The organism is Pseudomonas nitroreducens TX1 (assembly GCF_000313755.1).
In the GTDB taxonomy this organism is placed as follows: domain Bacteria; phylum Pseudomonadota; class Gammaproteobacteria; order Pseudomonadales; family Pseudomonadaceae; genus Pseudomonas; species Pseudomonas nitroreducens_A.
In genome coordinates, this window is sequence record NZ_AMZB01000112.1 from 26,529 (window position 1) to 42,712 (window position 16,184).

Here is a 16,184-nt window from a genome sequence, read left to right on the forward strand (position 1 = left end):
CCTGGAAATCACGCCGCGGCAGACGCTGTGCGCACGCGCAAACGGCGGTCGAGACCGACGATGCACAACAGCGAAAGGCCGGCCAGCAGCGAATAGAAGAGCGCCAGCGGCAGCCACTGGCCCTCGAAACGGTGCGCCAGCCAAGTGCCGATCAGCGGAGTCAGGCCACCGGCGATGGCGCCGCAGACCTGGTAGGCGATGGAAATTGCCGAGTAGCGCACCCGGGTGTCGAACACCTCGCTGACGTAGCCGGCAATCACTGAATAGAAGCTGGACATGCAGACCACGGCCGTGGCGATGCCGAGCACAATGGCCAGCGTGTGGCCCTGGCTGACCAGCACGAACATCGGGTAGGGAGATGCCACCGCCAGCAGCGCCGCCAGCTTGAGGAAGCGCGCCGCGCCGATGGACTCGGCCAGGCGTGCGGCCAATGGCTGCACGCAGAACTGGATGAGTGCCACGTAGAACAGGCAATCGAGGATCAGCTTGCGGTCGATGGCCAGGTTCTGGGTGGAGTAGGAGATCATGAAGGTATTGGTGAAATAGACCCCGGCGATGCCGATGGTGTTGGCGCCGATGCACAACAGCAACGGCCGCCAGGCCGTACGCACGACTTCCAGCGCCGGCAGCTTGTGCTGTCGGGCCTGCTCCTTCACCCGCGCGAATTCCGGGGACTCGTTGACGCCCAGGCGAATCGCCAGGCCGACCACCAACATCAGCGCGCTGGCGAGGAACGGCAGGCGCCAGCCCCAGTCGAGGAACGCTGCGTTATCCATGCTGGTCACGGCCTTGAACGCCAGCAACGAGAGAATCAGCCCGGCAGGGCTGCCCAGTTGCGCGAACGAGGCGAAGAAGGTGCGTCGGCCACTGGGCGCGTGTTCGCCCGCCATCAGCACCGCGCCGCCCCACTCGCCGCCAACGGCGATGCCCTGGACAATGCGCAGCAACACCAGCAACGCCGGGGCGAGCAGGCCGATCTGTCCATAGGTCGGCAACAGGCCGATGCAGACGGTGGCAACCCCCATCATCACCAGGGTGACCAGGAGTGCCTTCTTGCGGCCGATGCGGTCGCCCAGATGGCCGAAAATCAGGCCGCCCAGCGGTCGGGCGAAGAAGCCCACGGCAAAGGTCCCGAAGGCCGCCATGGTGCTGAGGAACTGGCTGTCGGAGGGGAAGAACAGGGTGCCGAACACCAGGGCGGCGGCGGTGGCGTAGATATAGAAGTCGTACCACTCGATCATGGTACCGATGAAAGCGGCCGTGGCGGCGCGGACCGGCTGCGGTGCGGGCTGGGACATCTCAGGCTCCCGGATCTTGTCGATTGTTTTGGGCAGCGTATGCAAGGTCTCGGCGCTCTCCGGCGCCTGCGGGCGTTATCGCCCCCGGCCGGATAATCAGTCAATTTTCTAATCGTTATTCAAAGAATAATTACAGCTTATAATCGAAGAATTCACCCGCTGGAGCCCTGCGATGGAGCTTGGCCGCTTTCTCAATGACCGCCTGGACTGGAACCTACTGCGCACCTGGCTGGTGATCGGCCAGGAACGCAGCATCAGCCGCGCCGCCGCACGCCTGCACCTGACGCAGCCGGCGGTCAGCCAGGCCTTGCGCCGGCTGGAGGAACAACTGGGAGCGGACCTGGTGCAGCGGCGTGGACCACGCTTCGAGATCACCGCCTTGGGTGAGGAAATCCTGCGCATCGCCGGCGACGTCAACGGTAATGTCTCGCGCCTGGCCGCCGCCCTGGAGCAACCTGCCGACCAGGTGGTCGGCAAGGTTCGTCTGCTCAGCATCAGCCGCATCCAGTCGGATTTCTACGACGACTTCCTCACCGACTTCCACCGCGCGCACCCCGGCGTGGAGCTGGATGTAGAGGTCATGCGCAGCGCCGACGTGCTCAGCTCCCTGCAACAGAAGACCGCCACCCTTGGCCTGGCCCTGTGCCGACAGCCCTCGCCACGCCTGGAGCAGCGCGCCTTCCTGCGCCAGCGCTACGTGTTCCTCTGCGGCCGCCACCACAGGCTCTATGGCCGTCGCGAGCTGCACCTGGCCGACCTGCAGGGCGAGGACTACGTCACCTTCACCAGCGACCAGATCGGCGAAGTGCTCTCGCCGCTGACCATCTTCCGTGACCAACAAGGCTTCACCGGCAAGCTGGTGGCCTCCTCCCCCAGTCTTGAGGAAGTCCGCCGCCTGGTCTGCTGCGGCTTCGGCATCGGCTGCCTGCCGCGCCACATAGTCGCCGACGACCTGGCACAGGGGCGCCTGTGGGCACTGCCGCCCGAAGAAGGCGTGGCCGATGTGGATATCCATCTACTGTGGAACCGCGAACAGAAACACACGCAGGCCGAGCGCTGTTTCCTCGGCGAGTTGCTCAAGCGCATGGAACAGGTCCCGGTGGAGCAGCGACTCCTATCGTCCCCATAGGTGGAGCCGGCGGCCGCGAATCCCTACAATCGCCGCTCGCTTGTAGGAGACCGCACGATGCTGATGGTGATTTCCCCCGCCAAGACCCTGGACTACGACACCGCGCCGGTGACGCAGCGCTTCACCCTGCCCGAGCATCTGGACGATGCCCAGGAGCTGATCGGCATCCTGCGGGAACTGACCCCGGCGCAGATCGCCGAACTGATGCACCTGTCGGACAAGCTGGCCGGCCTCAACGCCGCGCGCTTCGGTAGCTGGCACCCGGATTTCACCCCCGCCAACGCCAAGCAGGCGCTGCTGGCCTTCAAGGGTGACGTCTATACCGGCATGCAGGCCGAGGACTTCAGCGAAGCCGACTTCGCTTTTGCCCAGCGCCACCTGCGTATGCTCTCCGGCCTCTATGGCGTGCTGCGCCCGCTGGACCTGATGCAGCCGTATCGCCTGGAAATGGGCACCAAACTGGCCAACGGCCGGGGCAAGGACCTCTACGCCTTCTGGGGCGAGCGCATCAGCAGCTGGCTGAACGAGTCCCTGGCTGAACAGGGCGATGACGTACTGCTGAACCTGGCGTCCAACGAATACTTCGGTGCGGTGAAGCGCAAGGCCCTCAACGCACGGGTGATCGACACCGAGTTCAAGGACCTGAAGAACGGTCAGTACAAGATCATCAGCTTCTACGCCAAGAAGGCCCGCGGGATGATGGCGCGCTACGTGATCAAGGAACGCCTGACCCACCCCGAAGGCCTGAAGGACTTCAACTACGCAGGCTACGCGTACAGCGCCGAGCACTCCAAGGCCGACCAGCTGGTATTTTTGCGCGACCACGCCGACGATTGATTCGCCCTACCTGCTGCACCAGACGGGAGCCTTGAGGCTCCCGTTTTCGTTTCCGCGCCCAAAACCAGCAGGGGCGTCTGTTCGATTCGCCAGCAAGCTCGTACACAGGGCGCCCAGCGCAGATTGCTCACGCCGGTTCGCCTCCTGAATCGCCGCTGATTCCAAGTGGCCTGTAAGCCATTGACCATAAGACCACCCGCTCCGGAGTGGCGGAACTGTACGTTTTATGCCCAAAACACCCCTTAAAGACCCTACGTACAAAAGGGGCAAAATGACCGTTCGTCTGCTTCAGGATTAATCGTGAGAAATTTTTTCGAGCGTCCGGACCGGTCCTAAGGATGGAAATCGTCCTGATTCGCTACCCCCCTTGTAATCCATTGGCCAGTAACAGCCCTTGGCCATGACATGCATTTCACGATTGCAGTTTGCAAGATGGAAAGCTGAACGGGAGCTGAACGAATGTGTTGACGACGATAGCCGGTCGTTTTTAACGAAAAATTCAATGGAACTTTAACGCACCATGCACTTTGCATTAAGCAAAAAAAGCCGTGGTTTGCCATCAGCGCAGCATCAAGTGATATCAATTGGATATTTCAAATGATTTCAGAGGCGGGATGGGCGGAAGGAACTAACCGACTTACGGATAAATCCTATTTGCGCAACGACCATCGATGGCAATGCGAAAGTGCCTCGATGGGAAGTTGGAGTTTCAGTTCCAAGGTTATTCCGTCTGGCACTAGCCATTCCCTAACCAGAACTGCAACCCCATGAAATAACTGAACTTTTCAGATGACGAGGCAATCATCTAACCAGACTGGAGCACGCCAGGCGGACTTTGCACCAACTTTGCAACCCGTCTGAAACATAACAGGGCAAACATTCAGAGTTTGCACCGAGACTGTGCTCGAAAGTTTAGCACTCGATTCCCATGCCTGCCTGGAAGGAAGTACGAAGGACACTTGAACAGTGAACTTCGCGGGTTCTTGCAACCTTTAAAAAGCGCCCCACAGGGCAACTCTAAACAGTTCGACCATTGAAGAGGTGAATGCGATGCGTATCAGCATCTTTGGTCTTGGGTATGTTGGCGCAGTATGTGCCGGCTGCCTGTCCGCACGAGGCCACGAAGTCGTTGGGGTGGATGTCTCCACCACCAAGATCGATCTGATCAACAACGGGAAGTCGCCCATCGTCGAACCGGGCCTGGAGCCTCTGCTCGAGCAGGGCATCCGCACCGGTCGCCTGTCGGGCACCACCGACTTCAAGAAGGCCGTACTGGACACCGACGTGTCGTTCATCTGCGTCGGCACCCCGAGCAAGAAGAATGGCGATCTGGACCTGGGCTACATCGAGTCCGTCTGCCGCGAGATCGGCTACGCCATCCGCGAGAAGAAGGAGCGCCACACCGTGGTCGTGCGCAGCACCGTGCTGCCGGGCACCGTGAACAACGTAGTGATTCCGATCATCGAGGACTGCTCGGGCAAGAAGGCCGGCGCCGATTTCGGCGTGGGCACCAACCCGGAGTTCCTGCGCGAATCCACTGCGATCAAGGACTACGATTTCCCGCCCATGACCGTCATCGGTGAACTGGACGCCCAGACCGGCGACCTGCTCGAAGAGATCTACCGCGAGCTGGACGCGCCGATCATCCGCAAGACCATCGAGGTCGCCGAGATGATCAAGTACACCTGCAACGTCTGGCACGCCGCCAAGGTCACCTTCGCCAACGAGATCGGCAACATCGCCAAGGCCGTCGGCGTCGATGGCCGCGAAGTGATGGACGTGATCTGCCAGGACCGCAAGCTGAACCTGTCGCGCTACTACATGAAGCCCGGCTTCGCCTTCGGCGGCTCCTGCCTGCCCAAGGACGTGCGCGCCCTCACCTACCGCGCCAGCCAGCTGGACATCGAGCACCCGATGCTCGGCTCGATCATGCGCAGCAACCAGCACCAGGTGCAGAAGGCCTTCGACATCATCGCCGCCCATGGCAGCCGCAAGGTCGGCCTGCTCGGCCTGTCGTTCAAGTCCGGCACCGACGACCTGCGCGAAAGCCCGCTGGTGGAACTGGCCGAAATGCTCATCGGCAAGGGCTACGAGCTGCAGATCTTCGACCGCAACGTCGAGTACGCCCGCGTCCATGGCGCGAACAAGGAGTACATCGAATCGAAGATCCCGCACGTTTCTTCCTTGCTGGTCTCCGACCTGGACGCCGTCGTGAAGTCCTCCGACGTCCTGGTACTGGGCAACGGCGACGAACTGTTCGTCGACGTGGTGAAGCAGGCGCCCGAAGGCAAGAAGGTCGTCGACCTGATCGGCTTCATGCCAAGCGTCACAGACGAGCGCGCCGAAGGCATCTGCTGGTAAGCGCCATTACCACCCGCGGGGGAGATGGGTGCAAGCGCATGCCCTCTCCCCCGCCCTCTCCCTGAAGGGAGAGGGAGTTGTCCGTGCCGGCTGACACCACGGTTTCATCCTGCACCGAACAGGTCCCCTCTCCCTTCATGGGGGGGACGCCTAGTCAGAGGGTTAGGGAGAGGGCCGCCCAGCGCGCATACCACTCCCTTGCCCTCAAAATGCGACAGACGGATTTCGACGATGGATACCTACAAACGAGTGATCGGTGAAGCCACGGGCTGGCTGGTCTTCCTCAGCCTGCTGATGCTGCTGGCACTGCTGGTGCCACCGACCGTGTTCGACGCCAACTCCAAGGACTTCCTGCTGCTGATCGGCGCGGTCGGCATCTGGCGCTACTCCATGGGCGGCCTGCACTTCCTGCGCGGCATGCTGTTCCTTTACGTGGTCTATCCGCACTACCGCCGCAAGGTCCGCAAGCTGGGCGAGGCGGCCGATCCGTCCCACGTGTTCCTGATGGTCACCAGTTTCCGTATCGACGCGCTGACCACCTCCATGGTCTATCGCTCGGTCATCGAAGAAGCCATCCACTGCGGCTACCCCACCACCGTGGTGTGCTCCATCGTCGAGATGTCCGACGAGGTGCTGATCAAGCAGCAGTGGCAGAAGCTCAACCCGCCGGAGCACGTGAAGCTCGACTTCGTGCGCATCCCCGGCACCGGCAAGCGCGACGGCCTGGCCCATGGTTTCCGCGCCATCTCGCGTCACCTGCCGGACGAAGACGCGGTGGTCGCGGTGATCGATGGCGACACCGTGCTGGAGCCCGGCGTGGTGAAGAAGACCGTGCCCTGGTTCAAGCTCTTCCCCAATGTCGGCGGCCTGACCACCAATGAGTTCTGCGAAGTGCAGGGCAGCTATGTGATGAGCGAGTGGCACAAGCTGCGTTTCGCCCAGCGCCACATCAACATGTGCTCCATGGCCCTGTCCAAGCGCGTGCTGACCATGACCGGGCGTATGTCGGTGTTCCGTGCCGCCGTGGTCACCGATCCGGACTTCATCACCGACGTGGAAAGCGACCACCTGGACCACTGGCGCCTGGGCCGTTTCCAGTTCCTCACCGGTGACGACAAGTCCAGCTGGTACAGCCTGATGCGCCTGGGCTACGACACCTTCTACGTGCCGGATGCGGCGATCAACACGGTCGAGCACCCGCCGGAGAAGAGCTTCATCAAGGCCAGCCGCAAGCTGATGTTCCGCTGGTACGGCAACAATCTGCGGCAGAACTCCCGCGCCCTGGCCCTGGGCCCGCAACGCCTGGGCTGGTTCACCAGCGTGGTGCTGTTCGACCAGCGCCTGTCGATGTGGACCTGCCTGCTGGGCCTGGTGGCCGCGATCATCGCCAGCATCAAGTACAGCATCGCCTTCCTGCTCATCTACCTGCTGTGGATCGGCATCACCCGCTTCGTGCTGACCCTGCTGCTGTCGCTGTCGGGCCACCACATCGGGCCGGCCTACCCCGCCATTCTTTATTACAACCAGATCGTCGGTGCCCTGGTGAAGATCTACGTGTTCTTCCGCCTCGACCAGCAGTCGTGGACCCGCCAGAACACCAAGCTCGACCGCGGACTGGCCAGCTTCCAGCGCTGGTTCAACACCTGGTCCTCGCGAGCCATGACCTTCTCCGCGGCCAGTATTTTCGTCGCCGTACTGCTGACCATCGTCTGAAGACACTTTTGGCAAAGCCTTCCCCCATTTAGCTACGAACAGGACTCGACCTCATGAATACCGCCGTCAACGTCAATGTCGTGCACGAATCCGAAGCCCAGCGCCAGCATGCGCGGGTGAAGCTGCCCGCCCGCATCCGCTTCATCGGATCCCATCGCGAGGGCGTCGACGCCCGTCTGCTGGACCTCTCCGCCGGCGGCTTCGCGTTCACTGCCGCGAACAACACACCCGTGCAGGTCGGCGACCTGCACAAGGGCAAGCTGCTGTTCCAGATCGACAGCATCAGCTTCTCCCTGGAAGTGGAGTTCCAAGTGCGCTCGTACGATCGCGAAAGCGCCCGCGTGGGTTGCGAATTCCAGCACCTGAAGCCGCGCGAGATCGCCGCCCTGCGCTACCTCATCACCTCCTACCTGGCCGGTGAAGTCGTGAGCGTCGGCGACATGCTCAATACCCTGCAGCGCGAGAACTTCACCAAGGCCCGCAAGCACGGCGCAGGTTCCGGCGGCATGGGCTTCTTCGGCCGCTTCCGCGCGGTCACCGTGAGCACCGCGATCTTCGTGGTTGGCGTCGGCGCCTTCGCGGTGATCCTCAACCAGATCTACAACCTGTACTTCGTCACCCACGCCGACTCGGGCGTGGTGAGCGTCGCCAGCCAGCAGATCACCATGCCGCGCGAGGGCACCGTGGAAAGCCTGGTGGAGCCGGGCGCCGACGTCGCCAAGGGCGCGCCCATCGCCTCCTTCTCCGCCAACCTGCTGGACCTGCTCAAGGGCAACCTGACCGAAGAACAGCTCAACCCGAGCAACATCGAGAAGCTCTTCGGCCACCAGATGAAAGGCACCCTGACCAGCCCGTGCGACTGCCGTGTGGTCGAGCAGCGCGTCGCCAACGGCCAGTTCGCCAACAAGGGAGACGTGATCTTCACCCTGACCCCGCGCGACAGCAACGCCACCATCGAGGCGCGCTTCCCCTACCGCAACGCCGCCGAGCTCTCCCCCGGCACCCACGTGAACTTCCAGGTCGCTGGCGACGCCGAAGTGCGCGGCGGCCGCATCCTGCGCACTGCCCCGGTGGACGGCGACCTGTCCTCGGAAATCCGTGTGCAGATCACCCCCGACCAGCCGCTCGACAGCCAGATGGCTGGCCGCCCGACTGAAGTCAGCATCGGCGGCTTGCCGGGCCGCACCCTGCTGAACAAGGCGATGGCCCTGGCCACCGCCCGCTAAGAGGACCGCCCGCATGAATCGACCTGTCTTGCGACACGCCCCGCACCTGGCCCTGGCGCTCGCCATCGCCGCGGCCGCCGGTTGCGCCGGCCTGCCCGACCAGCGGCTGGCCCAGGAAGCCCTGGAACGCGGCGACATCGCCACCGCCCAGGCCAACTTCCAGTCCCTGGCGACCCTGGGTTACGCCGACGCACAGGTCGGACTGGCCGACATGCAGGCCGCCACCGGCGATCCCGAGGAACAGGCCCGCGCCGAGAAGCTCTACCGCGAAGCCGCCGAGAGCTCGCCGCGCGCCCGCGCCCGCCTGGGCAAGTGGCTGGCGGCCAAGCCCGGCGGTACCGACGCCGAGCACCGCGAAGCCGAGCAGCTACTGACCCGCGCCTTCGACGAAGGCGAGGACAGCGCGCTGGTTCCGCTGATCGTCCTCTACCTGCAGTACCCACAGGCCTGGCCGAACGTGAATCCGCAGCAGCGCATCGACCAGTGGCGCGCCCAGGGTCTGCCGCAGGCCGACCTCGCGCAGATCATCCTGTATCGCACCCAGGGCACCTACGACCAGCACCTGGGCGAAGTCGAGCAGGTCTGCCAACGCTGGCTGACCCGCATGGACGTGTGCTGGATGGAACTGGCCACCGTGTACCAGAAACAGGGCAACGCGGATAAGCAGAAGGCCCACATCGAAGCGCTCAAGGCAGGCTGGAAGGCCGGCCGCGTTCCGTCCGAGCGCGTCGAGTCGGTGGCCGGCGTGCTGGCCGACCCGAACATCGGCACCGCCGACTCGCAGGCCGCGCAAGCGCTGCTCAACGAGATCGCGCCGACCTACCCGGCCGCCTGGGTCAGCCTGGCCAAGCTGCAATACGACAACCCCGACCTGGGCGACCTCGACCAGATGCTCGACTACCTGAAAAAGGCCCAGGACGCCGCGCAGCCCCGCGCCGAACTGCTGTTGGGCCGCCTCTACTACGACGGCAAGTGGGCGCCGCAGGAGCCGCAGAAGGCCGAACAGCACCTGCTCAAGGCCGCCGCCACCGAGCCCCAGGCGCACTACTACCTGGGCCAGATCTACCGCCGTGGCTTCCTCGGCAAGGTCTACCCGCAAAAGGCCGTGGACCACCTGCTGATCGCCGCGCGCGCCGGTCAGGCGAGCGCCGACATGGCCCTGGCACAGCTGTATTCGCAGGGCCGTGGCATTCGGCCGAATCTGGTCAACGCTTACGTGTTCGGCGAGCTCGCCCAGCGCCAGCAGGTCCCCACCGCCAGTGACCTGATGGCGCAGATCGAGCCGCAGATACAACCGGCCGACCGCACTGCGGCCCAGCAGTTGCTCAAGCGCGAAGAACAAGCGCGCGGGGCCAACTGGCAAGCCACCGTCAGCCTCCTGCAGAACAATCAGGAACAAGAAAACCTATGAAGCGCATTGACCCGATGACCACCCCGCCGTTTGCTCTTATCGAAGGGATTAAGCCGCGAGCTCTGGCTACCGCTGTTCGCCGCGCACGCCTGTTCCCCGTCATGGTCGGCGCCGGCCTGAGCCTGGCCAGCACCCTCCTGGGCAGCCTCGCCCACGCGGCAGAAGAGCCGCCGAAGAACTTCGGCCTCGACATCAAGGTGACCGCCGAATCCGAGGACGACCGCGACCTGGGCACCGCCCGCGGCGGCGACCTCAATGGCATCGGCCTGGACGTCCGCCCCTGGGCCTTCGGCCAGTGGGGTGACTGGAGCGCCTATGTGATGGGCCAGGCGGTCGCCGCCACCGACACCATCCAGACCGACACCCTGCAGAACGACGACGTCAACGACACCAGCCGCGGCAGCAGCGACAACAAGCGCGAGCCCGACGACGCCTACCTGGCCCTGCGCGAATTCTGGGTCGATTACGCCGGCCTCACCCAATACCCCGGCGAGCACCTGCGCTTCGGTCGCCAGCGCCTGCGCGAAGACAGCGGCATGTGGCAGGACACCAACATCGAAGCGCTGAACTGGACCTTCGACACCACCCTGTTGCGTGCCCACCTCGGCGCTGCCCAGCGCTTCTCCGACTACCGCACCGACATCACCGACCTCGCGCCGGAAGACAAGGACCGCACCCACGTCTTCGGCGATATCTCCACGCAGTGGATGCCACAGCACTGGGTCGGCCTGCGCCTGCACCATTCCGACGACAGCGGCAGCCTGCCGGATCCGGGCGAGACCGTCGATTCGCTGGACAAGCGCTCCACCGGCGACCTCACCTGGGTCGGCATCGAGGCCAACGGCGACGGCTACAACTGGCGCTCGCAGATGCCCATCAACTACTGGGCCAGCGCCACCTGGCTGACCGGCAACCGCGACCGCCTGACCACTGTCCCGGTGAACGGCGAGCGCGTCGCCGCCGGCAAGCAGAGCGGCGACGTGGATGCCTACGGCGCCGACCTGGGCCTGCGCTGGAACATCGACGAGCAATGGCGCGTCGGCGGCGCCTACGCCCGCGGCAGTGGCGGCGGCAAGAACGGCGAAGATCAGTTCGAACAGACCGGCCTGGAGAGCAACCGCTCCAACTTCACCGGCACCCGCGCCCGCGCGCACCGTTTCGGCGAGGCGTTCCGCGGCGAACTGTCGAACCTCGAGGCTGCCACTCTGTTCGGCTCCTGGCAGCTGCGCGACGACTACGACGCCAGCGTCATCTACAACAAGTTCCGCCGTGTGGACAGCGACTCGGATATCGGCAACAGCGGCATCACCGCTCCGCTGGTCAACGATTCCAAGGACATCGGCCAGGAAGTCGACCTCGTCGTGACCAAGTACTTCAAGCAGGGCCTGCTGCCGGCTTCGATGAGCCAGGCGATCGACGAGCCGTCTGCGCTGATCCGCTTCCGCGGCGGCGTGTTCAAGCCCGGCGACGCCTACGGCAGCCACGTCGACTCGACCATGCACCACGCCTTCGTCGACGTGATCTGGCACTTCTGAGGACTGTAGCGATGACCCTCCACCGGATTCCCCAGCTCGCTTTACGCCGCTCCCGCTGCGTGGCCGGGTATCCGGCGGAGGCCCGCGCGCAAGGAGACACGGCCATGAACCGCCACCCGATACACGCCCTGCCGCTGACCGCGCTGCTGCTCGGCGGCCTGCTCAGCGCCGGCGCGCCGGCCTGGGCGGCGCAGCCCGCGGCCAAGGCCGAAACCAGCGCCGCCCAGGCCAAGAAGGCCGACGCCGCGAAAGCAGGCACGGCCACCGAGGACGAAAACGCCCCGGCCGAACAACCGGGCGCCGAGCCGGGCCACACCCAGACGCTCAAGCAATCGGGCAACTACACCGTCACCGCCGCCCCCAGCGAACCGCTGCACCTGGAGCCGCCCAAGCTGCCCGACCTCTCCGGCTACACCGCCGAGGCGGTGGAGAAGAAGATCGTGCGCAACAAGCGCGGCAAGGCGCAGATCCAGCGCATGGTGCAGCAGCAGCCGCTGAAGGAGTTCACCGGCGGCAAGAACCGTCTCGGCGAATGGGTGAAACGCCAGCGCCAGATGCCCCAGGCAATCTTCATCGACGGCGGCTACGTGAACCTCACGGAGCTGGCCGGCAAGTTGCCCAAGACGGCCCTGGAACAGACCGAGCCCGGCGTATTCATCGCCCGCCTGCCCATCGTCGTCAGCCAGGGCGCGACCCTGGAAATCGACGGCAAGGTCAAGGAACTGCGCCTGTCCCAGGACCGCGGCGCGTTCCTGGTCAACGACGGCAAGCTGTTCGTGCGTGACACCAGGGTCACCGCCTGGAACGAGGCGAAGAAGGAACCGGCCTGGTTCAAGGAGCCCAACGAGTTCCGCCCCTTCCTGATCTCCTGGGGCGGCGCCGAGGCCTACCTGGTCAACAGCCATTTCACGAGCTTCGGCTACAACGCGTCCAAGGCCTACGGCATCTCCATCTCGCAGTACAGCCCGGGCATGGACAAGACCATGAAGCGCCCGCGTCCCCAGGGCTGGGTGCTCAACTCGACATTCGAGGACGCCTGGTACGGCTTCTACTGCTACGAGGCGGATGACCTGGTGGTACGCGGCAATACCTACAAGAACAACATCGTCTACGGCATCGACCCGCACGACCGTTCGCATCGGCTGATCATCGCCGAGAACACCGTCTACGGGACGAAGAAGAAGCACGGCATCATCGTTTCCCGTGAGGTCAACGACAGCTGGATCATCCACAACAAGACCTACGACAACCACCTCTCCGGGATCGTCCTCGACCGTAATTCCGAGCGCAACCTGGTGGCCTACAACGAGGTGTACCGCAACCACTCCGACGGCATCACCCTCTACGAGTCGGGTGACAACCTCATCTACGGCAACCAGGTGCTGGCCAACCTGCGCCACGGCATCCGCATCCGTAACAGCGTGAACATCCGCCTGTACGAGAACCTCGCGGCCGGCAACAAGCTGATCGGCGTCTACGGGCACATCAAGGACCTTTCCGACACCGACCGCAACATCGATCTCGACCCCTTCGACACCAAGGTCTCGCTGATCGTGGTCGGCGGCAAGCTGGCCGGCAACGGCTCCGGCCCGCTGTCGGTGGATTCGCCGCTGTCGCTGGAGCTCTACAAGGTGGCCATGCTCGGCCCGACCAAATCTTCCGGCATCTCCTTCAACGGCGTGCTCGGCGAGAAGCAGGACCAGATCCTGGACCTGCTGGTGCGCCAGCAACGCGCGGTGCTGATCGACCCCGTCGAAAGCCAGGCCGAACTGCAGAACTGAGGACCCGACGACCATGAAAAGACTGACCATCAACCTGCTGCGCCTGTCGGGCCTCTCCGCCGCCCTGCTGCTCGCCCACCAGGCCGGCGCCGCCGATGCGCCGAGCTATTCCGCGCAGCCGGCCGCCGGGCTCTGCCCCACCGCCGCCAACGAGGCAGCGTACAACACCAAGTATCTGGGCTTCTTCACTCACCTGGTGCCCGCCCAGGAAGACTGGCTGTTCCGCACCACCTACGACCTGCGCACCGACTTCGGCACCACACCCGAGGGCTGGCGCGAGCTCAAGCAGCTGCGCGACGAACTCAAGCGCAAGGGCATCGACCTGGTGGTGGTCTACCAGCCCACCCGCGGCCTGGTGAACCGCGAGAAGCTCAACCCGCAGGAGAAGGCCAGCTTCAACTTCGAACTGGCGAAGAAGAACTACCAGGCGACCATCGCGCAGTTCCGCAAGGCCGGCATCTACACCCCGGACTTCTCGCCGCTGTTCGACGAGAAGGAAGAGCACCCCTACTACTTCAAGGGCGACCACCACTGGACGCCTTACGGCGCGATGCGCAGCGCGAAGATCGTGGCCGAGACGCTGAAGGAAATCCCCGCCTACAACGACATTCCGAAGAAGGAATTCGAGAGCAAGCGCGTGGGCCTGCTGTCCAAGCTGGGCACCTTCCACAAGGCCGCCGCGCAGCTGTGCGGCAGCAGCTACGCACCGCAATACGTCGATCGCTTCGAGACCGAACCGGTGGGCGATTCGGGCGGCGGCGATCTGTTCGGTGAAGGCGGCGATGCCCAGGTCGCGCTGGTGGGCACCTCCAACAGCGGCCCGGCCTACAACTTCGCCGGCTTCCTGGAGCAGTACGGCAAGGTCGACATCCTCAACAACGCCGTGTCCGGCGGCGGCTTCGACAGCTCCCTGCTGGCCTACATGACCAGCAAGGAATTCCACGACAAGCCGCCGAAGATCCTCATCTGGGAATTCGCCACCCACTACGACATGGCGCAGAAGAGCTTCTACCGCCAGGCCATGCCACTGGTGGACAACGGCTGCGCCGACGGCAAGCCGGCCATCAGCCGCAAGGTCAAGCTGCATGCGGGCAGCAACGAAGTGCTGCTCAACAGCGGCGCGCTGCCGATCCGCTCGGGCAGCTACACCGCCGACGTCACCTATTCCGACCCCGGTGTACACGAACTCAAGAACACCATCTGGTACATGAACGGTCGTCGCGAGCAGCTGAAGATCGAGCAGTCCAAGGCCGTGGACACCGGCGGACGCTACGTCTTCGAGCTGCGCAACGACGAGGACTGGTCGAACCAGCAGTTCCTCTCCCTGGAGATCGAGGCGCCGGAAGACATGCCGGCGGGCCTGGAAGTCGAGGCCAAGCTCTGTCAGACGCCCAAAGCCAAGTCGGCCGACGTGGCCGCCAACTAGGAGCCTGCTCAGGGTCTCGCCGAGCGCAGCTCAGGCAAGGCGAGAGCAGGCGAGGAAGCGCAGTTTACGAGTGGTAAATGAGCATTTCGAGCCTGCTTTCAACGCCGCCTGAGCAAGCACAGGCAGACATCGAACAGGCTCAGACTCGAGGGAGTTAATTCCATGCCCAGCCTACGCAAGATCAAGACACCCGTTGCCGCCCGCATCGGCCTGACCGTCGCGGTGCTAGGCGCCCTGTTCGGTGGCGAGGCCACCACCTATGCCGCCGACCTGATGCCGCCGCCGGGCTACTTCTCCGCCGTCGGCGACAAGGGCAGCAAGAAGGATTCGGGCAACTGCCCGACTCCGCCGACGCCCTACACCGGCAGCCTGCAGTTCACCAGCAAGTACAAGGGCTCGGACTCGGCGCGCGCGACCCTGAATGCGGATGCGGAGAAAGAGTTCCGCAGCCAGATCAAGGACATCACCGACATGGAGCGCGGCGCCACCAAGCTCATCACCCAGTACATGCGCAGCGGCAACAAGGGCGATCTGGACTGCGCGATGAACTGGCTGACGTCCTGGGCCGAAGCCGGCGCGCTGGAAAGCAGCGACTACAACCATACCGGCAAGTCCATGCGCAAATGGGCACTTGGCAGCCTGTCGTCCTCCTACATGCGCCTGAAGTTCTCCAGCAGCCGCCCGCTGATGGCCTACACCGAGCAGTCGAAGGCGATCGAGAACTGGTTCAGCACCCTGGGCAGCCAGGTGGTGCGCGACTGGAGCGACCTGCCGCTGAAGAAGATCAACAACCACTCCTACTGGGCCGCCTGGTCGGTGATGTCCACCGCCGTGGTGACCAACCGCCGCGACCTGTTCGACTGGTCGGTGGAGGAATTCAAGGTGGCCGCCAACCAGGTGGACGCCGACGGCTACCTGCCCAACGAACTCAAGCGTCGCCAGCGCGCCCTCTCCTACCACAACTACTCGCTGCCGCCGCTGACCATGATCGCCGCCTTCGCCCAGGTGAACGGCGTCGACCTGCGCCAGGAGAACAACGGCGCCCTGCAGCGCCTGGCCAACCGCGTGATGCAAGGCGTGGACGACCAGGACGCCTTCGACGAGAAGACCGGCAACGACCAGGACATGGCCGACCTGAAGGAGAACAGCAAGTTCGCCTGGCTGGAACCCTACTGCGCGCTCTACAGCTGCGCGCCCAAGACCCAGGACTGGAAGAAGAAGATGGAGCCGTTCAACAGCTTCCGCCTGGGAGGTGAAGTGACCAAGGTTTTCAACCGACAGGGGGCGGGGAGCTGAAGCCGAAAGGCAAGAGCCCCTCTCCCCCGCCCTCTCCCTGAAGGGAGAGGGAGCTTTCCGAGTGTTCGGGAAGCACTGAGTCAGCCGGCCGGCACGAAAACAACCGCCGGCACGGATACCCCCTCTCCCTTCAGGGAGAGGGCTGGGGAGAGGGAACCCCCAACGCCGAAA

At 64.1% G+C, this 16,184-nt stretch carries 11 protein-coding genes; 10 read left to right on the forward strand and 1 reads right to left on the reverse strand.

The features are described 5' to 3' along the window. Window positions 1-8: 8 nt before the first annotated feature. The gene (locus tag C167_RS0114645) at window positions 9-1,298 is read right to left on the reverse strand and encodes an MFS transporter (protein WP_017519023.1); all 1,290 of its coding nucleotides are present in this window, start codon (window positions 1,296-1,298) and stop codon (window positions 9-11) included. A 172-nt stretch (window positions 1,299-1,470) separates the two neighbouring features. Here C167_RS0114645 and C167_RS0114650 point away from each other — a divergent pair, with 172 nt between their 5' ends. The 10 genes from C167_RS0114650 (at window position 1,471) to C167_RS0114695 (ending at window position 16,013) form a co-directional block, all read left to right on the forward strand. After that, window positions 1,471-2,427 (forward strand): LysR family transcriptional regulator, encoded by a 957-nt coding sequence (locus C167_RS0114650; protein ID WP_017519024.1) that lies wholly within the window; start codon window positions 1,471-1,473, stop codon window positions 2,425-2,427. 57 nt (window positions 2,428-2,484) lie between these two features. Beyond that, window positions 2,485-3,264 carry a peroxide stress protein YaaA gene (gene yaaA / locus C167_RS0114655; RefSeq protein ID WP_017519025.1) on the forward strand — a complete coding sequence of 260 codons (780 nt, stop codon included), beginning with the start codon at window positions 2,485-2,487 and terminating at the stop codon, window positions 3,262-3,264. 1,050 nt (window positions 3,265-4,314) lie between these two features. Further along, a complete protein-coding gene (gene algD, locus C167_RS0114660) occupies window positions 4,315-5,625 on the forward strand; it encodes a GDP-mannose 6-dehydrogenase (protein ID WP_026079054.1) in 1,311 nt (436 codons plus the stop codon). 231 nt (window positions 5,626-5,856) lie between these two features. After that, window positions 5,857-7,338, forward strand: coding sequence for a mannuronan synthase (gene alg8, locus C167_RS0114665; RefSeq protein WP_017519027.1), 1,482 nt, complete (start codon window positions 5,857-5,859; stop codon window positions 7,336-7,338). 53 nt (window positions 7,339-7,391) lie between these two features. Further along, window positions 7,392-8,564 (forward strand): alginate biosynthesis protein Alg44, encoded by a 1,173-nt coding sequence (locus C167_RS0114670; protein ID WP_017519028.1) that lies wholly within the window; start codon window positions 7,392-7,394, stop codon window positions 8,562-8,564. Between the two features lie 13 nt (window positions 8,565-8,577). After that, complete coding sequence (gene algK, locus C167_RS0114675) at window positions 8,578-9,975, forward strand: alginate biosynthesis TPR repeat lipoprotein AlgK (protein WP_026079055.1); 1,398 nt, start codon at window positions 8,578-8,580, stop codon at window positions 9,973-9,975. A 101-nt stretch (window positions 9,976-10,076) separates the two neighbouring features. After that, entirely contained in the window at window positions 10,077-11,510 is a 1,434-nt protein-coding gene (locus C167_RS0114680) for an alginate export family protein (protein ID WP_037006159.1), read from the forward strand. Between the two features lie 104 nt (window positions 11,511-11,614). Further along, window positions 11,615-13,291 (forward strand): mannuronan 5-epimerase AlgG, encoded by a 1,677-nt coding sequence (gene algG, locus C167_RS0114685; protein WP_017519031.1) that lies wholly within the window; start codon window positions 11,615-11,617, stop codon window positions 13,289-13,291. Between the two features lie 13 nt (window positions 13,292-13,304). Further along, window positions 13,305-14,717, forward strand: coding sequence for an alginate O-acetyltransferase (locus C167_RS0114690; RefSeq protein WP_017519032.1), 1,413 nt, complete (start codon window positions 13,305-13,307; stop codon window positions 14,715-14,717). Between the two features lie 180 nt (window positions 14,718-14,897). Then, entirely contained in the window at window positions 14,898-16,013 is a 1,116-nt protein-coding gene (locus C167_RS0114695) for a mannuronate-specific alginate lyase (protein ID WP_026079057.1), read from the forward strand. Window positions 16,014-16,184 lie beyond the last annotated feature (171 nt).

Excerpts from the sequence above, each read along its gene's own strand:
- C167_RS0114650 (WP_017519024.1), top strand. The coding sequence starts at position 1,471 with ATGGAGCTTGGCCGCTTTCTCAATGACCGCCTGGACTGGAACCTACTG.
- C167_RS0114645 (WP_017519023.1), bottom strand. The coding sequence starts at position 1,298 with ATGTCCCAGCCCGCACCGCAGCCGGTCCGCGCCGCCACGGCCGCTTTC.
- C167_RS0114690 (WP_017519032.1), top strand. The coding sequence starts at position 13,305 with ATGAAAAGACTGACCATCAACCTGCTGCGCCTGTCGGGCCTCTCCGCC.
- algG (WP_017519031.1), top strand. The coding sequence starts at position 11,615 with ATGAACCGCCACCCGATACACGCCCTGCCGCTGACCGCGCTGCTGCTC.
- algK (WP_026079055.1), top strand. The coding sequence starts at position 8,578 with ATGAATCGACCTGTCTTGCGACACGCCCCGCACCTGGCCCTGGCGCTC.
- yaaA (WP_017519025.1), top strand. The coding sequence starts at position 2,485 with ATGCTGATGGTGATTTCCCCCGCCAAGACCCTGGACTACGACACCGCG.
- alg8 (WP_017519027.1), top strand. The coding sequence starts at position 5,857 with ATGGATACCTACAAACGAGTGATCGGTGAAGCCACGGGCTGGCTGGTC.
- C167_RS0114670 (WP_017519028.1), top strand. The coding sequence starts at position 7,392 with ATGAATACCGCCGTCAACGTCAATGTCGTGCACGAATCCGAAGCCCAG.
- C167_RS0114680 (WP_037006159.1), top strand. The coding sequence starts at position 10,077 with ATGGTCGGCGCCGGCCTGAGCCTGGCCAGCACCCTCCTGGGCAGCCTC.
- algD (WP_026079054.1), top strand. The coding sequence starts at position 4,315 with ATGCGTATCAGCATCTTTGGTCTTGGGTATGTTGGCGCAGTATGTGCC.